We start from the raw sequence: 19,828 nt of genomic DNA, 5'->3' as shown, positions 1-19,828 counted from the left end.
TACATATTTAATAAATTCTGCTGCAAATATATAAAATCTACCTAATTAGTAGATTATATTATTGGAAAAATCTATACTTTTTTACTAGACATTGTTTGGATTTAAATCAAGTATACCCACATGTTACTGACAGTCAACTAAATAAACCCAAGCCTCCGTATTCAAATAATTTTAAGGTTCTTCCTTAAAATAGATAATAATAGCTGATTTCAGCTATATTTGTTGAGAAGGATCTTGTTATTTTTGTATAGTCTTAAAATCACACTATGAAATTGCTCAGCGCGCTTCTTATAATTTTTTCATTATCTATATTCAACATTCAGCAGGCAAAATCACAAGAAGCGGCTGCTTACCTTGTTTATGATGACTTTAACCTTTACCATACAAGTAAGGATAGCTCAGCTTTGGTTTTCGTAAATATGGCCTATGTCAGAAGTGAGCCAAGCTCAAAAGCTGAATTGCTGGATTCTATTCCCTTAGGGACGGAAGTAAAATTTGTGGAGGAATTATCATTAAACCCCATCTCCTTAAGAGGTATGTACCTGCCTTGGCATAAAATTGAATATCAGCAGGACAATCAGAAAAAGACTGGATTTATCTGGTTAGGACTATTGAGCCTAGACCATGAGCAGAATAAGAAGTCCGGAGAAACCTTCATGTATGGCTTTGCTTGGAAATCCAATGAAGAGCTTGAAAACTATTATTGGGTAGAAGCCAAAATATTAAACACGAACAAAGAATTGCTTGCCTCTAAAAGCTTTCCATACTATCCTTCTGAGCAATCCTATACCTTAGGTGAATTAAATACCAAACCTGGTTTAAATTATGCGAAATCCATCTATGCAATTAAATTCCTAGGAGAGGCCTGTGGAATAGCCTCCGAACAAAATTACTTTGCTTGGGATGGAGAACAATTCACGACCCTACCGAAAACCACTTCGGTTTCGGATGCCGGTGTTTTTTATTATGCAGAGGAGTTGGTTTACCCTAAAAAGCATCAGCTTGGAAATGATGTTATCCTAAAAATATCGGAGGAAGGAGAGGCAGAGTTTGAGGAAGAGGCCAATCCTGAAGAGGAGATCAAGTTTAAAATCTCCAAAAAGGAAGAAACCTATCAACGAAATGGCAATGCCTATCTCAAGGTTTCTGAAAGGACCATACAAAAATAAAAACGGCTTGCTTGAGTAAACTCAGCAAGCCTTTTTAGTCACACTACTATTATCAAATAGTTTCTTAAATATCATTGTTTTTCAACAGCTCCAAGATCTGTTGATAGGTATAATCTAAATCTTCTTTCTCCGTGCAATATGGCGGCAGGATATACAGCACATTGCCCATGGGCCTCAATAAGATCCCCCTCGCCATAAATTCATTGAACAACTTTTCCTGGACCTTATTAAAATATGAGGTCTCGGTATGGGTTTCCCATTCAAACGCAAGGATGGTCCCTGTTTGACGGACATTTTTTGCTTGTTCATATCCCTTTAACTCTTCAGCAAATTGACTATGCCATTCCGTTATGGCCTTTATCTTCACCTGAGTAGAATCAAGCAGCAATAAATCCAGGCTAGCCAAGGAAGCTGCACATGCTATCGGACTCGCAGTAAAGGAATGGCCATGGAATAAAGCCATCTTCTTTTCGTCCGAATAGAATGCTTGATAAAGTTCCTCCGTACAAGTCGTAATACCCATAGGCATCGTTCCGCCGGTCAATCCTTTTGAAAAACACATGACATCGGGTTTTTCGATCAATTGATCTGCAGCAAACAAAGTCCCTGTCCTTCCGAAGCCTACAAAGACTTCGTCCTGAATCAACATGATCCCATGCGACTTACAATAAACCATTAAGTCCGACAAATGTTCGGCCTGATGCATTAACATCCCTCCTGCCCCTTGAACCAAAGGTTCGTAAATGAAACAGGCTATCTGATCGGCATGCTCAGCAATGATCTTTTTGTTTGCTTCTAGGTTTTCCGCCGTCGGGGCATCAATAAATATGACATCAAATAACAAATCTGCAAACGGAGCAGTCCACTGTCCACGAGCACTTACCGACATGGCACCAAAGGTATCCCCATGGTATCCGTTCTTTAGAGCAACAATCTTATTCTTGCGCTTGCCTTGGTTGAAGGCAAACTGTATGCACATCTTCAAGGCAACTTCCACTGCCGTAGAACCATTGTCAGAATAAAACACCTTCTTCTGGTTGGAAGGAAGCAATTCTAGTAACCGTTCTGAAAGAGTAATTGCCGGCAGGTGCGTGAAGCCAGCAAAGATGACCTGCTCTAAAGTATTAAGCTGTTCATAGACTTTATCGGCAATATACGAATTTGAATGGCCATGAAGGGTAACCCACCACGAACTTACCATATCTAGATAGCGATTTCCTTCCATATCGAAAAGATAAGCATCTTTTCCACGTACGATAGGAAGGTGCGTACTGGTCTTCATCTGCGAATAGGGATGCCAATTGACCGCTATATCACGGTCTATGCATTGCTGTTGCAAAAGCCCTCCTTTTTCAATTCCATTGGCTTTAAACCCAAGTTCTTCAACATCTGCATATCTTCATCCACGCCAGGATTTGGAGTCACCAAAAGGGTCTGCCTTTCACCCGTGAAAATCGAGTTTGCCCCAGCCATAAAGCACCATGCCTGCTCCTCCTCATTCATTTCTATACGCCCCGCACTTAACCTGACCATAGAAGATGGCAATACTATCCTCGCCGTAGCAATCATCCTGACCATTTCCCACACATCAATCTTTGGCAAATGCTCTAAAGGCGTACCGGCTACCCTCGCCAAAGCATTGATTGGTACTGATTCTGGATGTTTTTCCATATTGGCCAAAGTGCGAAGCATCGAAATCCTATCTTCAGCTTTCTCTCCCAGACCTATTATACCTCCAGAACAAACGGTAATCCCCGCTTTTCTGACATTTTTGATGGTTTCTATCCTATTGTCGAACTTCCTAGTGGAGATAATCTCATCATAAAACTCCTCAGAAGTATCCAAGTTATGGTTATAGGCATAGAGTCCTGCTTCCTGAAGCCTATTTGCTTGATCCTCGGTCAACATCCCTAGCGTACAGCACACTTCCAAGCCCATTTCATTGACCCCTTGAACCATTTCAATGATCCTATCAAAATCCCGATTGTCCCTAACCTCTCGCCAAGCAGCAGCCATACAGAACCTGGAAGAACCGCTGTCCTTTGCTTTTTTAGCATGGGCCAAAACGGTCTCTGTTGGCAATAAGGCCTGCACCTTGATGTCGGTATGGTACCGTGCGGCCTGCCCACAGTAGGAACAATCTTCCGGACAGCCTCCAGTCTTCACTGACAACAAGGTTGAAATCTGGACTTCCTGTGGATTATGCCATTGCCTATGTACCGTTGCAGCTTCATATACCAATTCCAATAATGGTCTGTTATAGATCTCTAATAGCTCTTCTTTCGTCCAATCGTGTTTTAATGTTTTATTAGCACTCATTTCTTTAATTTTCTATTCTAATTTTTAAAATTGCTTTTTCTAGACCCGCTGCATCCAATGATTCCAATTGGGGAATCTCGATGATCTTGCTTCCTGCTGGTTTGTTTTTGATCAAAATTCTTTTGCTTGCTTCCTTGAATTCCCCATTCAGCACGATATAATCTACTGCTATCCCCCGCTCATTTAAACTGTGAAAGGACAGCAAACTATGGTTGATGCTTCCTAAATAATCCGAACAGACCAAGATCACCGGTAAGTCCAGATACGCTACAAGGTCAAGGATAAAATGCTGATCGTTTATAGGTACAAACATCCCTCCCGCACCTTCCACGATGAGGTTTCCGCTAGTTTCAGGAAGCTGGAAATCTTGGAGTTTGATCTCCACTCCATCAACTTCCGCGGCATAATGGGGGGAAGCAGCGGTATTTAATTTAAATCGCTCTGGATGAACTATTAGCTCAGCTCCTACTAATGTTCTGAGCATTTGGCTATCACTGCTTTCGAGATCTCCAGACTGAATCGGCTTCCAGTATTCCGCATTCCAAAGTTTTACCAAGACCGCGGACACAATGGTTTTCCCTACAGAGGTTCCAATGCCTGTTACAAAGTATTTCTTATTCATTATTTACTTCCTTTAGACAGTTTTTCAATAATTCTATTTCTTCTCTTGTGTTGAAGGCATGCATCGAAATGCGCAACATCTCCTCGCCTTTTGGCACTGTAGGATACTTGATTGCATAGCCCAAGATCCCTTGTTTTTCCAACAGACCAGTTGCCCTATCCAAATCTCTCGCCTCTGAGAATCTAACCGGTATGATAGGACTTCTAAATGGAATAGAATCGGACTCCTTAACATGATCGCATTGTTTAATATTTTCTTGCAGAACGCTAATCAAATGCATGTTATTCCTAAAAAATTCATAGGATGCCCTAATACTTAAGGCGTGGAAATCAGGAAGTCCAGTACTATAGATAAACGTTGAAGAATAGTTGACCAGATAATCAATTAGGCATTTAGATCCCAAAACAGATGCACCTGATAAGCCCATCGCTTTGCCGTAAGTGATTACAGTTGCAAAAACCAGATCCTGCAGATTAAAATGATCAACAAGCCCCAATCCACATGTACCAATAGCATGAGCTTCATCCACTATCAAGGCTGCAGCATATTGCTTGCAGAGGGCTGCTATCTCTTGGATTGGCGCAAAATCCCCATCCATGGAATAAAGACTTTCTATTCCCACCCAGATTCTTCCTTTAGCCTTCTTCAGTAAATCCTCAAGTTGTGCAAGGTCGTTATGCCGAAACTTCCAGCGAACCGCCGCTGAAAGCCTACATCCATCATAAACAGATCGATGGACCTTTTGATCTAAGATGACGGTATCCCCTTTCTTTGGCAATGTCGAGAACAAGGATAAGTTTGCACTATAGCCTGAGGGAAATAATAGGGCTGATTCAAAACCATGCTGACTTGCGACAGAATGCTCTATTTCCATCTGTAAGTCTGAATTTCCTGAAATTAACCTAGAACCTGTCGCTCCCATTATGGAGTCTGGGTACTGCAGAAAAATATCATGTAATCTAGATCTAAATCCTTCACTCCTTGCAAAACCTAGGTAGTCATTGGAAAAGAAGTCAACACCTTGTTTTTGTTTCTTCAATTGCCTGTACCGACCTTCTAGCTTTCTATTCTGGAGTTCAAGTAGTAATCCATCAATTATTGACATCACAATTCTCAACTTCCTTCGACAGCTCAGCTATCCAATCCTGAAACAAGTCTGTCTCGATCTGTAAGACTTTCTGGGCATGTCTCTCCCATTCTGCATCAAAACCTTTCAACTGGCTGATCATCTCTTCGAGATGACCTTCTTCCTCCAGGATAATGGATTTCACCATAACTTTTGAACCAGCTTCGCTGAGCGCATCTTGGTAGATCGGATACAATTCATCCGCCCTAACCTCAATGGCATAGGTCACAAATAAATAGGCTGCATAGCGTAAATCCTGACCAGATAAGCTAAACTGTTCTTTTAGATATCGACTGGCTTTAAGGTCCAAACGATGTAAATATTGAATGGAAGATTTACCTCCTAACAATGAATCTTCCTTATAATACTCAAAACCAGACACAGCTAGCTTACCAATTTGCTTCTTGAGATAATATGCATGTCTATGTTCTTCGGCAGCATGCTTCAATTGGATAAGATCGGTACGCACAGGGTCTTCGCATGCCGAGATCTTTCTGGCACCAGCATTTTCCATAAAAGAAAGGGTATTCAGCCATTTGGCGTGAACCGTGGCATCCGCCACTATTTGATTCAGGATTGCTTTCATATTTTTCTAATTGGTCCAAAAGTACTACCTTGCCGGATGGTTCAAAGGTGCCAGTTTAAAGAATATGATTAGTCCGGTTAGTATACCCTTTAAAAGTTTTATCCATATAGAAAGGAATTCCGCTACCCCCATTTACTTACAGGTGGCAAATCAATTTATCCAAGCCATCGCACAGGGTAAGCTTAAGCCGGGAACTAAATTATTAGGGACAAGGGCATTGGGGGATTTATTAGAAGTGCACCGAAACACGATTACTGCGGTTTATGAGGAACTTTTCGGACAAGGTTGGGTAGAAATCCATCCCAATAAAGGAACCTACGTCGCCTCACAACTTCCACTACAGGAACAGCAAGACCTTTCAAGCTTCCAATATCCAAAGGAAACTGGCTATACCTTCAAGAAATCCATTCTCTTGGACAGTCCTTTCGAACACACAAACTGCGACTATATATTCAATGATGGCAGTCCCGATATCCGATTGACACAATTTGAAGATCTCTCTAGGTTCTATAGCTCCAACATGAAACGCAAGAGCAACCGGTCAAAGATGGGGTATTACAATCAGGAAGGGAGCGAATATTTTAAGGAACAGATGCTCGATTACCTGCAGAGCAGCCGCGCCTTGAAAATCAACAAGAACAACCTCCTTATCAGCAGGAGTATTGAGATGAGCCTTTATATCATCTCGGAAATCTTGCTCACAGAGGATGATACCGTGCTGGTCGCTGAACTGAGCTACTTCGCTGCAAATATGATCTTTCAGAAGTCTGGCAGCAAAATTATCTCTATCCCATTGGAGGATGATGGAATCGACGTGGAGGCACTTGAAAGACTCTGCCAAAAGCAGACCATAAGGATGCTTTACCTCACAGCTCAGCAACACTACCCAACCACTGCTAGCTTAAGTGCCCATAAGAGAATGAAAATCCTGCAGCTGGCAAATCAATATGGCTTCATCATCGTTGAAGATGACCATGATTATGACTTCCAATTCGACAAGCAACCACTTCTACCCCTTGCCACTTCAGACCAGAACGGAATGCTGATCTATGTTGGTTCCTTTGGAAAATCCTTGGCTCCCGGCTTCCGAACAAGCTTTATCGTTGCTCCTGAAAACCTGATGGTTGAAATGAGAAAACATCTCGGGATCATTGACAGGCAGGGAGATATCTTAATGGAACAGGCTTTGGGAGAGATGATCGAGGAAGGTGCGATACACAGGCATCTAAAAAAATCATTGAAGGTTTACAAGGAAAGAAGGGACTACATGGCCTTTCTACTTGAAAAAGAATTAGGTGACCTGCTGGAATTTAATATCCCCAATGGCGGCCTTGTATTTTGGTTGAAATGGAAAAAGCCAATCAATCTGCTCAAGCTCAGTCAGCAAGCGGCCAAGAACAACCTATTTATTCCGAAAACCTTGCTTTACCAACAAAAGGACCTTCAGGCAATGCGTATTGGATTTGGCAATCTAAACCTAGAAGAAATGGAAAAAGCCATCCAAATCTTAAGATCTAGCCTATCTGAAATCTAATGTTTAGTCTGCAAATATTGTTCTGCTTTCTTTGGGTTGAACGTCTCTAAAATGGACATACATGCGTTTATATTTCACCATCTCCCTAGAGTCCGCCAAATAATTCATCTTCGTATCCCTAAAGACCAACTGGGCGGCCTTTTTTTCCATTTTTGTTGCAAAATCAAGGAATTCTCGGAAAAGCATCCGACGTTCATGGGTAGTGAAATTACTCTGTTGGCAAACTTTTAGGATCAGCTCATCATCAAAATGTAGAGAAATTTTCGTGCCTTGGGAATTTAAAAGATAAAATATGGGTCTGGGACTATTATTTGGAAATAAGCCAAACCCTATAACACCATTATCAGTGTTGAATACATAAGCATAAAAGTGGATAGTGCCTATCAATGCCGAATCGACCAGTATGTTTTTAGTAACCATAGCTTCATAATTTATGTGTTAGTGAATAATAGATGATTAAAGATCTATCAGGAAAACCCTTAATTATCCATTTATTGGTTAATTTACTCTTTCTCAAGTCAATGGCAGTGGAGATATAGATTATCTTTTTATTAATTCTTTGAAAATCTAACTCTTAATGCTTATTATCAATACTTATTGGCAGCAGCTTATGCTACCAATTTCCTACAGGCTTCAGCACAAGACCTACAGGCTTCGGCACATTCACGACAGTGTTCCATTCCATGAGCAGCATGTTTTTCACACTCTTCCGCACAGGCTTCACATAGATCCAAACAAATCTTAACTAACTCCAACTTAGGTTTACTGTCCATAATCAACAGTTTATAGGTAGACTCACAGATCTCTGCACATTCCAGATCCGTTTGAATGCACTTGCGCATCATTTCCAGTTTCTCCTCTCTCAAACATGCTTGCGCACATTTTAAACAAGCAACCACACATTGCTGACACGCCTCTATACAATTCTTTACCAATTGATCTTGTTCCATTTGCTTCTCCTTTTTATTGCTAATAATAAAACTGAGCTCAATAGCTTTAGCATTGATACCCATTAAGTTAACACTTTCACAATACATTCGTTCAAATTAAATTCATTTATATAAGTTAATTTTTGATTTGTATTAAATAAATTACAATTACTGATAATCTTTTTCTTATAAAAAACGAATCTATTGAAACTATTTTCTGAAACCTCATTATCAGTTTTATCAACGATTAATTTTAGCCAAAAACCGTAAATGTAGTATTTTTAATTTTGTAGAAAACCCTCTACTACAGTATTTTAAAATAAATAGAACCGAATTTTATAATCCTAAAAATACAAGCTACATTTATCCAGAAATTGCAACTGTCCTCAGAAAAATTGAACGTTTTGCAATTCAAACCTAATTTGAAAATCATGAACAATTACAAATCTTCTTTCAGTCACTTATTGGCAATACTCTTTCTATTGTCCTTTTCCTTCAAGTCCCTTGCACAGGGACTACCTCAAAAAGACCTAGACCAGCTAGTAGAAAAAACCATGAAGAGCTTCAATGTTCCGGGAATAGCATTAGGGATTATAAAAGATGGAAAAACCATCCACCTAAAAGGATATGGAGAAAGATCCATAAACAGTAAAAAACCTGTTGACAATCAAACTGCCTTTGCAATCGCCTCAAATAGCAAAGCCTTTACGGCATTTGCCTTGGGCATGCTTATGGATGAGGGAAAACTAACCTGGGATAGCAAAGTCACCGATTTTATTCCAGAATTCAAGATGCATGACCCTTATGTCACTTCAGAATTTACCGTTAGGGACCTATTGACCCACCGTTCAGGATTAGGTCTCGGTGCTGGTGATCTAATGTTTTGGCCAGATTCTGCAAACTTCAATACTGAAGAAGTGATCCATAACCTGAGGTACCTTAAACCGGTATCCAGCTTTAGAACAAAATTTGATTATGACAACCTACTTTATATCGTCGCTGGCGAGGTCTTGAAAAGAGCTTCGGGAATGAGCTGGGAAGACTTTATAGAGAAAAGGATCATGGCACCTCTTGGCATGACGAATAGTGCTGCCTCCCTGAGCCGGATGAAGTCAAAAAACAATGTAATCGATGCCCACGTCCCTATAGATGGCAAATTGATTACCATTGCCAGGTACTTAAGCGAAACAACCAATGCAGCGGGCGGAATAAACAGCAGCATAGAGGATATGAGCAAATGGGCAACCATGCTTTTGAACAAAGGAAAATATGGGAACAACCTGGAAAAGCAACTCATTTCCGAAAGACGGCTTGCGCAGATCATGACCCTACAGACCGTTATCGGAGGTTCAGGTCCCTATAATGCTCACTTCACAGGATATGGTTTAGGCTTCTTTCTCAGTGATCAGAATGGATACTTTGTTGCCGAACATACCGGTGGCTTAGGTGGCATGGTTACTCAAATGACCTTGATTCCTGAACTGAAGCTCGGCATTATCGTGCTGACCAACCAACAGTCTGGCTATGCTTTTACCACGATCACCAATCAGATCAAAGATTCCTATTTTGGGATCAAAGGAACCGACCGCCTGACAGAACTTAAAGCTAGGGAATCCAAAAACGAAAGCGAAGGCGACAAAGTTACCAATGAGGTCTGGGCCAAAATCAAAGCTCAGGACCAAAAAATAGACTTCTCTCCTTTCCTTGGTAAATATAAAGACGCATGGTTCGGAGAAATCAAAATCAGTAACCGTAATGGTCAACTATATTTTACATCAGCAAGATCTCCACAGCTGCAGGGCAAAATGTATTATTACCAAGGGAACACCTTCGTTGCCGCTTGGAATGACCGCAGCATGAATGCAGACTCTTATGTTATGTTCAACCTGGATGAAAATGCCAAGGCAGAAAGCATAAAAATGAAAGCCGTTTCTCCATTAACAGACTTTTCTTTTGACTTCCATGACTTAGATTTAAAAAGAATAGATTGATTTTCGAAGCATAATTAATGCAGCAAAAGGAGATTTTCATCCTGCAAATAAAAATATCTCATTAGAAATGAGCTTTTTCACTGTTTAAACCAATGATTAGGGTAAAAACATTTGGAGTATATATAGATTAATCCTACTTTTGTATCACAAAATCACGGTAGGTATAGCTCAGTTGGTTAGAGCACTAGATTGTGGTTCTAGGGGTCGTGGGTTCGAGCCCCATTACTTACCCGGTTAAAGGAGGTCCAAAAGGCCTCCTTTTTTTGTATCTAAAATCCTAATAATCAAGTCTTTCTAATGGATTCAAAGAGCGATGGAAGTGAAATTTTTATTTTTAAGTCCAATTTTAAATCTAATGAAATCCGTCAAATATTAAGCATTTCAACTAAGTTTTGTCCACGTTTTTGTCCACGTGGAGCTTAAAAAAATCATAAAATGATATTGAGCGAATTCAAATTCTCATAAGTATCAAATTCCCTTGCAGTAAATTTCAAATAACAATTAACGCTAATTGCTCGCCGTCTGCGAGTTGGAACGAAGGTCGTTGAAGAGAAATGCTCAAGGATGATTCAACGATATATACGAAATAAACGAAGACTGTTGTAGGTATTTTTGAAAACGAATAGTGCGATTGGAATATCAATAATAGTGACAACATCCAGGCCTGAGTGATCAGCAGGCGAGCCAAACTCTAAAAGCATGAAGATTTTTAATAAAATTAAAAAGATTTAGGAGCTTTTATGAAGTGAAGGGATTACCTAGACAATAATTATGACAAACAGCGAAGTTCTATAAATAAATTACGGGAAACCGTTTTATTTATAGCTTGGTTTGGCGTATCTTAATCCCCTATAAAGGTGAGTGGAATACCTTTTTTCCATCTATTTTAAACATGAAGATAAAAATTATAATTGAAGCAGGATTAACAGGAAACCCATTTTGCGGTCATTTTAGCTATTGTAAAAGTCTAAGTCAATCTTTTGGAAAATTATTTGCCCACAAATACCGCTTTTATTTTCTTCGTATGAATTTTAATCGAGTATTCAAAGTAGAAAACCCTGTAAAACTAATCTCCTATAGATTGTATAAATATTTATACAGACATTTAACAAAATTCCAAATTTGGCACATTACATATCAATTAACAGATTTATTACCACTTCAGAAAAACACTAAAATTGTATTGACAATACACGATCTTAACTTTTTAAAAGAAAAGTCAAAAGAAGGAATAAAGAAAGATTTAGCAATTCTTCAGCATAATATTGACTTATCGACAAGTATTGTTGCTATATCCAATTATGTCAAAGATGATATAGAAAAGTATTGCCAATTAAATGGAAAAACTGTGAAAGTAATCTATAATGGCTGCTCAATTGACCCAAAATTAATTAATCAATTAGATCAATCTAACTATTTTTCGGAAGGCGAATACATCTTTAGCATTGGTGTTATTGCGCCTAAGAAAAATTTCCATATTCTCCCCTATTTATTGTTGGACAATCAATTAAAATTAGTGATTTCAGGGTTTATTCAAGATAAATCCTACTATGATCACATTCTTAATATCGCAGAACAATTGGGAGTTCGGGATAGGGTTCACTTAACTGGTCCTGTATCCGAAATGGACAAATATAGACTTTACAGAGATTGTTCACTTTTTGCATTTCCATCATTTGCTGAAGGGTTTGGATTACCCGTTGTAGAAGCAATGAGATTTGGTAAGAAAACGCTATTGTCCAGACACTGTTCCTTACCTGAAGTAGGTGGCAGCCTAGCCCATTATTTTGAATCAGAAGATGTAGATTATTTGAAAAATTTTGCAGTCGAAGAGCTTCCAGCAATATTAAATAAAAACGTTAATAAAAAAGAGATTATTCAATGGTCTCAACAATTTAATTGGGATAGAGCAGCTGCTGAATATGAAGAAATTTACCAACAAACCATGCAATTCTCCTAAATTATAAAAGTATGAAACAAATTATATTAAGACAAAGAATAGAGAGTTTCTTGAGAATTCTTGTAAAAGGAACTTATGAAAATATAAAAGCTAGACGGAATCGTATTTTAAGAACATATCAAAAAAAACCTGTTATAAAGGATTTATACGTTTCACTTACAACCTATGCACCACGAGTTCAAGCTTTTGAATATGCAGTTCTTTCAATACTAGCGGGCAGTGTATTGCCCGAAAAAATATTAATTTATGTTCCGCAGGGATTTAAAAACCTGCTCAATGCAAACCCAAATGCTATCCTTCTGAATCATCTGGATTCGGGGATTATAGATTTGATAGAAATGGAAGAGGACTTAGGGTGTCATAGTAAATATTTTTATGCTTTTAAGTCTTTTGGTAATCGGAAAGACATTGTTATTTGTGACGATGACGTCGTATACTATTATGATTGGTTAAAAGATCTTACACAAGCTCCAAAAAATAATCCAAATTTTGATGTTTTTGCCTTTAAAGCAATACAAGTCTTTCGTACTGAAAATGCAATAGAACCTTACGACAATTGGTTGCATCTATCCAAAAACTTTAAAGTCGGAAAAACCTTATATGCAGAAGGAGTAGGCGGAGTATTATTTTTAAAAAACAAATTAACTCAGGAAGTTTTTAATAAAGAGGTTTTTATGAAAATTACACCTAAAGCAGATGATGTGTGGTTATGGTTTTGCACTTATTATAATGGGTTAAATGTGAAATACATAACACCAAGAAACAACTCAAAATTACTGTATGTTGTAGCGGATTCTCAAGTTGTAAATTTATGGAGTGAAAATACCAGTTTAAAAAGAAATGATATTTATGTGGCCAACTGTAATTCGTATTTTAAGAATCAATTAAAATTCGAAATAATGCCGCTTATTCCATTAGTGCCTTTGTCCAATAATATTGAGCAAGTTGAATAAGTAAAATACTTTAAGCATATTATTCTTCACAAAAACTTTTTAATGCTTACCTGAACTATGATTTGAACAAATCTAAAAAGTAATATATTAATTCCAACACATCACCAAAAAAAAAAAAAGTTAGAGGCAAATCAAAAATGAAAAAAAGAATGAAACTGATAAATGCGAAAAATCAACTAAATAAAACATTCATACATTATAATGTTACTTAACAGAAGGTGATGATTATTCATCAAATGAAGGTAAAGCGTTAGTTATATGTGGCATTTGTTTCGTTGCATACAAAGTTGTCAAGGATATCCGATTTGCTCAAAGTCGATTTATTGATTACATAAACATTTAACTTGACCATGCTGTTTTAAAGTAATATTCATTAAATGGATCATCTGTGAGCATAAAGAAATTTTGATTTCTTGTCAAAGATTGGACACACTCATAAATTTGTTCTTTAACATAATTAGAGATTAAAGTTACTCTTACCTTTCCGCTTTTATTTTCATTACCAGATAGATGTATTTCCGAATACTCAGTATTGAAATGCTTTCCTTTTAGATTACGAATTTCAATGTGCGGTCTGAGTAAGCACCCGTAACTGAGTAAACAACAGAAATAAAGATTTTCGTGATTTGCTTTTAAATAAGAGAGAACTGTATGCAATTGTTCTTCTGTATAAATCTGATGTAATGTAGCTTTTACTTTTAACCTATCTGTTTTTTGAATTAAATCTTTATTAAGAAAACCTTTCTTTTTAATGTAGCCAAAGAGAGAGCCTAATTCTCGTCTTTTAGCCATGTAATTGTTAGAACTGGTTTTGAATGAATTTAGGTAATCTTGTATTCTATTAATATCAAGTAAATTAATATCAGATTGACGTTCATTTTCTGTCAAAAAGCACAAGAAGTTCTGACAATTTCTCTCTAATGCTTTTGCATAGTGAGGATTTAAATCTGTTGAAAGTTTCTGTTTTAAAGCTTTTTGTAATAACGTTTCAGTGGTATGTAATAATTCATCTTCTTTTGGAAACACTAAGCTTTGGTAAGTTCCATTGTCAAGAGCTTTTGTAAATTCAAATTCTAGTCTTTTGAATAGTTTTAATTTTGCCTTAGAACATTTTTCTTTGTTTGGGGAGATGTCTAAACCTAGTCTTTTCCCTGTGTATTCTCTAAATCTTTTTCCGTTAACTGTGATAGCTATAAATGATCTATCTATGTCTTTAGTTGAAGTAATCTTAATTGAATAATTTTCCATTTTGTCCAAAAGTTTGTCCACGTTCAGAAAATCACATTAGAAAGATTGGATATACTGGATATCATAACAAAATATTAGATGGCTCTAACATTTTTAGAAGAATTGTTATTTAATTGATTTATAGATACTTACAATATAAAATAATAAGTTTTTAAGGTAAAAAGATTAATGGTACTTTTGTATCACAAAATCACGGTAGGTATAGCTCAGTTGGTTAGAGCACTAGATTGTGGTTCTAGGGGTCGTGGGTTCGAGCCCCATTACTTACCCGGTTAAAGGAGGTCCAAAAGGCCTCCTTTTTTTGTATCTAAAATTCCCTTTAACATTCTCCTGATTAAAAAAATCCTAAACAAAAAACGGATTGAAATCCATCAACCCGTTTTACTCTCCTAATTTAATTTATACTGATCTAACATCTCATGTACCTCCTCTTTGCTATTGAACATCAAAGCATCCAGAATGGATAGTCCTGGCTCAAACACCCGCCCTCCTTGTTGATAATCCCGGAGCTTTATTTCATGAAAGAAGATATCTATATCCGACTGAATATATTTTTCCCGGTTATAAAAACTCATGCCGCCTATTGGATTAACATAAGTAACTTTCTGACCTATCGACTTACAGATATTTAATGCCCACTCGTCAGAGTCCTTCGGTTGCTCGATCATCAATTCCATCTCTGAAAAGGCAACAATCTCCCTTGGCATTTCCAGATAGTTACATATTTCAGTCAGCACATGCCTGTTCAGGGAAGTAATATCATCAAAGTCCTTGGACAAAGTTTCTTTCACAAAATCAAGGGTCGGTTTATAGTAAGGAGCAATCTTTTTATAGATGGCCATTTGCGAAAACATTTTATCCTTCCAGGGCAGACTGTTGTCCAAAACACATTCCTTGATCAAGGAAGCTCTTCCGTTTGGTTTTTTCACAGGAACCTGTATATACAACCATCCATCACCCTGTTTCAAAATACGGTTCCGTTCAATCCAACCTCGTTGAATGTATTGTACGGTATCCAATAAAATAAATCGATCCGTATGTTTCAATAGGCTGATATACCCTAAATACGGAAAGAAATAAGGCTGAATTATTCCGATCTTTTTTCTAAGCATTATTATTTAATAATTAGTTTGGTTATAGTGCATAGCTATCCCTAAAAGCAGCCTCTTAATCAGGTTCATCATTTAGGTATAGAAAATATTATTATTCGGCATTGCTTCCGGATAGATTCAATTCATAGCATCACAGCCTGAAAAAGTAAAACAGCGCGTTACTCCTTCAGCAGCCTTATTAAATCTATCTAAATTGATTATTGAGCCACAAAACCAGATCGATTGAGACTTCTTAATCACTAACTAGTTCAAAGTTAAAATGAACATTTGGTCCATTTTTACGGCTTTCCATAATTGGAGAAAAAAATATAAAGATGCTTCTTTGGATCCCAATTAAAACGGAGATTCTCCAATTAATTCGTAAATTGTACAATCGCTAAACCTATCATGAAAAAACTAAGCTGTACATTCTTTGTATTCCTATTCTTTACGTTAGCAGCTTATTCCCAAACTGCTCCAACCGAAATACAATTTGTCCGTCAAGGAGTAAAGCGCATTATCTTTGACCAGGACCAATCTATCCCATTGGCCAGTCTTAATCCGGAAAAGATTATTGGATTAAATGTAATGCACCCCATACATCAATATGGCAAGGATTCAGCTAAGATTAATATTGAAAAAGGACTATTGAATATTACAGCAAATACTGAATCTGAATCAACCATTTGGTTGGCAGGATTTAATCCTTTTGCCACCTATATTATGGACTTAGGCGATATCACTGGAGAAGGGAAACTGGGCTTTCAATTTGCCGATCCGAAAAAGAAGGAAATTGTCCGACTCTCCATTTCTTATGCAGCAGGACTTATTGCTGACATCGAATTTGACCATCAAAAACCAGCAGAGCACATTAATTTCAATCAATCCATTTATATTCCAGAGAAAAAAGATATTCCTTTAAAAGGCAAGCTCATATTACAGATGCTTGGCAGTGGATTGACCCTTTACCTTCAAAATGAGGGTTTACCTACTGTCCTTGCCCAAAAGGATTTTGCAGAATACACTGACCTTAGGGAAATTGAAAAAATCCGAAAATTCCAAACCTCATTATATGCCCAGCAGCAAAAAGGGACCATAGCAATAAAATCAGTGGACATCCAATTAAATGCAGGAATGGGTCTTGCGGATATCCGCGCATTGACCTACGAAACTGGCGAACCCATAATGGATCAAGGTCGTCTATGGTTTAGCATGAGCGTGCGAGGAAGAGCATTGCCGCATCACCTCCAAGGAATCTTTAGCATGGATCCTTCTGTATTTGACATCAAGTTTGAAGGCATTGTGGTATTTGATCGTGGGGATGGGTTATGGCGAAACGAGGTCGCCTCTCATATCTTCTTTGACCGTAGGGACTCCATTTGGAGAGGGATCACAACCGGATTTAGTGCCTATGCCAAAAAATCCGAGAAGAAACAATTACTTGCGGTCGAGTCAAAACAAGACCCAAGATTTGGTTTCTCCATTATGAAAGCTAAACCAATGGGCCAGGTCGGAGATATTGAAGATCCGCACATAATATTTGACAAGGACGCCAATAAATGGCGCATATTGACCTGTGAAAATAGCGATGGATATAAAGCCATCATATTGGAATCCGATGATTGGGACAAGGGCTACAAAAAAATTGCCGGTCCTGTAAAGCACAATTCTACCGGAACCTCTATCCAAAGAATCAACGGTAAACTTTTCTGCTTTTCGGGCAGCTCCGAAAAAGAAGTCTTTATCTATTCCTATCCTGACCTTAAAGAATTGGGCCACTTAACCATGGACCTTCCACCATGGGACGAAACGAGCAACAGTAGGGTTTGGCCAAATGTTATTCAACTACCCGAAGGATATCCAACAAAATATATCGCCTTGATGATGGACCGATTTAATTACCCTGGTTTGAAAGGTCCAAACTGGACCTATGGAGCATTATATCTCTATCATGGCTACGAAAAAATAAGGACGAGCCCTTAATTCTTCAACTTCGGCATTGCCCCCATTTCAAGTTTCAATGTACCGCCCTTCAGGAGGTCCGCATGGCTGATCTGCATCTTTTCCAAAGGTTTTCCATTTAAGCTTGCAGATTGTATATAGATTTTTTCTTTAGAATTACCGGTCGCTACAATATTGAACTGCTTCCCATTGTCAAGCTTGAAAGTAATTTCCTCAAAAACTGGGCTTGTGATTTCATAGACCGGATCTCCAGGAGCAATAGGATGAATACCTGAAGCCGCAAGGACATACCAAGCCGACATTTGACCTACATCCTCATTACCTGTCAAGCCTTCCACCTCATTTTTATAGGCATGCTCACAGATGTAACGAGTCCATTTTTGAGTCAGCTCCGGCGCTCCTAACCTATTGAACAGAAAGGGAACATGATGAACTGGTTCGTTGGCATGGTTATAATACTTATTCCACAAGAAATCCTTCGGGGTATTTTCAAAGAATGCAGTCAAATCCGCCAATACCTTTTTCCGGCCACCCATTAACTCCACCATACCTTCAACATCATGCGGTACAAACCAACCTTGCTGATATGAATTCGCTTCAATACTGCCGTACCATTCCTTCATGCGGCCTTCCTCTGGCCATTTCTCCCACGACCCATCCTGATGTTTGGGCCTAAACCAATCCTTTCTAGAATCAAATATATTCCTATAGAACTGGCCACGTTTCATATATTTCTCATAAATATCCTTTTTGCCCATATTTTTGGCCATTTGGGCAATGCACCAATCCGTATACGCATATTCCAAAGTTTCAGAAATGCTAAAGCCTGATTCAACCGGAACATACCCTAGGTCAGAATTCCCAAACTTTTCCGAGGTTTTGATCATCAGGTCCAAAGCTTCCTCTTGGTTAAATCCACGGATTCCCTTTGCATAGGCATCCGCAATCACCGACAGAACCGGATTGCCGATCATACAACCACTATAAGCATTGAAAAACTCCCAACGCTCTAAATAATTCTTATTGCTTTGCTGAGCTAGGCTGATCAAGGAATTTATCTCTTCATTGACCATCTTTGGATTGATAATCGTCTGCAATGGAAATTGACTCCTGAAAACATCCCAGCCACTAAAGATGGTCCTTTTGGTAAAACCTTCCGATTCATGCACCTTTCCATTTGGCCTAGGATATCGCCCATCGACATCCGTAATGTTCCTTGGATCAATCATGGTATGATAAAGTGCCGTATAGAATATTGATTTTTCATCTTCCGTCCCACCTTTTACATCTATTTTACCTAAAGCATCATCCCAGGCCTTTTGGGCCAGTTCCTGCATGGTCCTAAAGTTCTTCCCTTTCACATCGGCAAAGAAATTATTTTCAGCTCCTTCCATATCTGTGAAAGAAATCCCCACCTTCAGCAATACCTGTTCTTGATCTCTTGTAGGAAACTCCAGATAAAACCCAACATGGTCGGCCTCAACAGCAGAAGCTCCAGGAATGACCTTTGCCCGTTCCAGCATACGCTGATAATCAAGGCTCGCAACATCCTTGTTTTTCCGCTCCTGTCCATCGGGCACATCCTGTGCCCAGAATCCATAATTTAACAAGGGTTTGCTAAATTCCGCATAAAAGTAAACTGTATAATCGGGATGACCATCTCCATCGCCCCAACCTCCACCAGTTGAATCACATTTAATCCAACCTTTGATGGTATTGCCATCTACAACCTCCACAGACTGTCGGGTAGAAGTTCCACCGACCCTTCTCGCCAAATCAATTTGAATCCTCGAGGTATCATTTTCAGGAAAAGTAAACCGAAGCATACCGCCATAGGGAGATGCTGTAGCTTCCGCCTTAATCTGATAGCGGTCTAAGTACACCGAATAATAACCTGCCTTAGCAGTTTCTGAGTTCTTATCATACGTAGATCTATAGCCTTGGAGCTCACCTGAACCTTCCTTCCCAGCAATTACATGTAATGGACCCGTACTGGGCATCACTAAAAAATTCCCCAAATCTCCATACCACCCTACCCCACTCATCTGTGTAAAGGCAAAACCTTCAATGGTTTTATGCTCATAGCTATATCCAGAGCCATTATCACCCCCTGTAATGGTATTGGGACTGACCTGTGTCATACCAAATGGAGTGGCAGCACCCGGAAAAGTTTTTCCAAGTCCATGGTAGGAACTTGCCGTGTTGGTGCTTGCCCCAATAAATGGATTCACATATCTTGAAGCACCAACGGGAGATTGCGCCTCAACAGTAATGGCCAAGCTTACAAAAAATACGGAAACTAAGGATTTTAAAAACATGTATTTATCTAAATAATGAT

At 38.5% G+C, this 19,828-nt stretch carries 16 protein-coding genes and 2 tRNA genes; 8 read left to right on the top strand and 10 right to left on the bottom strand.

The window, feature by feature from the left end:
* Positions 1-266 precede the first annotated feature (266 nt).
* Positions 267-1,169: an SH3 domain-containing protein gene (locus ACWIB3_RS15430; RefSeq protein WP_454292052.1), complete on the top strand. Its 903-nt coding sequence runs from the start codon at positions 267-269 to the stop codon at positions 1,167-1,169.
* A gap of 64 nt (positions 1,170-1,233) precedes the next feature.
* Here ACWIB3_RS15430 and bioA read toward each other — a convergent pair whose 3' ends face one another.
* From bioA to ACWIB3_RS15405, 5 genes are read right to left on the bottom strand one after another with little or no spacing between them, the layout of a single operon-like run.
* A complete protein-coding gene (bioA, locus tag ACWIB3_RS15425) occupies positions 1,234-2,508 on the bottom strand; it encodes an adenosylmethionine--8-amino-7-oxononanoate transaminase (RefSeq protein ID WP_454292051.1) in 1,275 nt (424 codons plus the stop codon).
* The gene (bioB, locus tag ACWIB3_RS15420) at positions 2,490-3,488 is read right to left on the bottom strand and encodes a biotin synthase BioB (RefSeq protein ID WP_254527661.1); all 999 of its coding nucleotides are present in this window, start codon (positions 3,486-3,488) and stop codon (positions 2,490-2,492) included. The genes bioA and bioB overlap by 19 nt, the downstream gene beginning before the upstream one ends.
* Before the next feature lie 4 nt (positions 3,489-3,492).
* Entirely contained in the window at positions 3,493-4,110 is a 618-nt protein-coding gene (gene bioD / locus ACWIB3_RS15415; protein ID WP_454292050.1) for a dethiobiotin synthase, read from the bottom strand.
* The gene (locus ACWIB3_RS15410; RefSeq protein WP_454292049.1) at positions 4,103-5,215 is read right to left on the bottom strand and encodes an aminotransferase class I/II-fold pyridoxal phosphate-dependent enzyme; all 1,113 of its coding nucleotides are present in this window, start codon (positions 5,213-5,215) and stop codon (positions 4,103-4,105) included. The genes bioD and ACWIB3_RS15410 overlap by 8 nt, the downstream gene beginning before the upstream one ends.
* Positions 5,202-5,822, bottom strand: a complete 621-nt coding sequence (locus tag ACWIB3_RS15405; protein WP_185212594.1) for a hypothetical protein — start codon at positions 5,820-5,822, stop codon at positions 5,202-5,204. Before ACWIB3_RS15405 ends, ACWIB3_RS15410 begins: the two co-directional genes overlap by 14 nt.
* 142 nt (positions 5,823-5,964) lie before the next feature.
* Here ACWIB3_RS15405 and ACWIB3_RS15400 point away from each other — a divergent pair, with 142 nt between their 5' ends.
* On the top strand, positions 5,965-7,356 hold the full coding sequence (locus tag ACWIB3_RS15400) for an aminotransferase-like domain-containing protein (RefSeq protein ID WP_454292048.1): 1,392 nt from the start codon (positions 5,965-5,967) through the stop codon (positions 7,354-7,356).
* Positions 7,357-7,359: 3 nt separating this feature from the next.
* On the opposite strand, the gene ACWIB3_RS15395 is transcribed toward ACWIB3_RS15400, so the two are convergent.
* Positions 7,360-7,776: a hypothetical protein gene (locus tag ACWIB3_RS15395; protein WP_185212595.1), complete on the bottom strand. Its 417-nt coding sequence runs from the start codon at positions 7,774-7,776 to the stop codon at positions 7,360-7,362.
* A gap of 188 nt (positions 7,777-7,964) precedes the next feature.
* Positions 7,965-8,393, bottom strand: coding sequence for a four-helix bundle copper-binding protein (locus tag ACWIB3_RS15390; RefSeq protein ID WP_237219476.1), 429 nt, complete (start codon positions 8,391-8,393; stop codon positions 7,965-7,967).
* A 323-nt stretch (positions 8,394-8,716) separates the two neighbouring features.
* Between ACWIB3_RS15390 and ACWIB3_RS15385 the strand changes: the two genes are divergently transcribed.
* From ACWIB3_RS15385 to ACWIB3_RS15370, 4 genes are all read left to right on the top strand, one after another.
* Positions 8,717-10,276 carry a serine hydrolase gene (locus ACWIB3_RS15385; RefSeq protein ID WP_454292047.1) on the top strand — a complete coding sequence of 520 codons (1,560 nt, stop codon included), beginning with the start codon at positions 8,717-8,719 and terminating at the stop codon, positions 10,274-10,276.
* Positions 10,277-10,433: 157 nt separating this feature from the next.
* Positions 10,434-10,507 (top strand) — tRNA-His (locus ACWIB3_RS15380).
* A gap of 661 nt (positions 10,508-11,168) precedes the next feature.
* The gene (locus ACWIB3_RS15375; RefSeq protein WP_454292046.1) at positions 11,169-12,236 is read left to right on the top strand and encodes a glycosyltransferase family 4 protein; all 1,068 of its coding nucleotides are present in this window, start codon (positions 11,169-11,171) and stop codon (positions 12,234-12,236) included.
* 11 nt (positions 12,237-12,247) lie between these two features.
* Positions 12,248-13,189, top strand: a complete 942-nt coding sequence (locus tag ACWIB3_RS15370; RefSeq protein ID WP_454292045.1) for a hypothetical protein — start codon at positions 12,248-12,250, stop codon at positions 13,187-13,189.
* Between the two features lie 339 nt (positions 13,190-13,528).
* Here ACWIB3_RS15370 and ACWIB3_RS15365 read toward each other — a convergent pair whose 3' ends face one another.
* Complete coding sequence (locus ACWIB3_RS15365) at positions 13,529-14,437, bottom strand: hypothetical protein (RefSeq protein ID WP_454292044.1); 909 nt, start codon at positions 14,435-14,437, stop codon at positions 13,529-13,531.
* A 195-nt stretch (positions 14,438-14,632) separates the two neighbouring features.
* Here ACWIB3_RS15365 and ACWIB3_RS15360 point away from each other — a divergent pair.
* Positions 14,633-14,706 (top strand) — tRNA-His (locus ACWIB3_RS15360).
* 120 nt (positions 14,707-14,826) lie between these two features.
* Here ACWIB3_RS15360 and ACWIB3_RS15355 read toward each other — a convergent pair.
* Positions 14,827-15,549, bottom strand: coding sequence for a WbqC family protein (locus ACWIB3_RS15355; protein WP_185212597.1), 723 nt, complete (start codon positions 15,547-15,549; stop codon positions 14,827-14,829).
* 387 nt (positions 15,550-15,936) lie between these two features.
* Between ACWIB3_RS15355 and ACWIB3_RS15350 the strand changes: the two genes are divergently transcribed.
* Complete coding sequence (locus tag ACWIB3_RS15350; RefSeq protein WP_454292043.1) at positions 15,937-17,511, top strand: hypothetical protein; 1,575 nt, start codon at positions 15,937-15,939, stop codon at positions 17,509-17,511.
* On the opposite strand, the gene ACWIB3_RS15345 is transcribed toward ACWIB3_RS15350, so the two are convergent.
* On the bottom strand, positions 17,508-19,808 hold the full coding sequence (locus tag ACWIB3_RS15345) for a GH92 family glycosyl hydrolase (RefSeq protein ID WP_454292042.1): 2,301 nt from the start codon (positions 19,806-19,808) through the stop codon (positions 17,508-17,510). The genes ACWIB3_RS15350 and ACWIB3_RS15345 overlap by 4 nt on opposite strands.
* Between the last annotated feature and the right edge of the window lie 20 nt (positions 19,809-19,828).

This window comes from Sphingobacterium sp. NPDC055431, from assembly GCF_053644255.1.
This window is presented reverse-complemented; position numbering and strand designations above follow the sequence as displayed.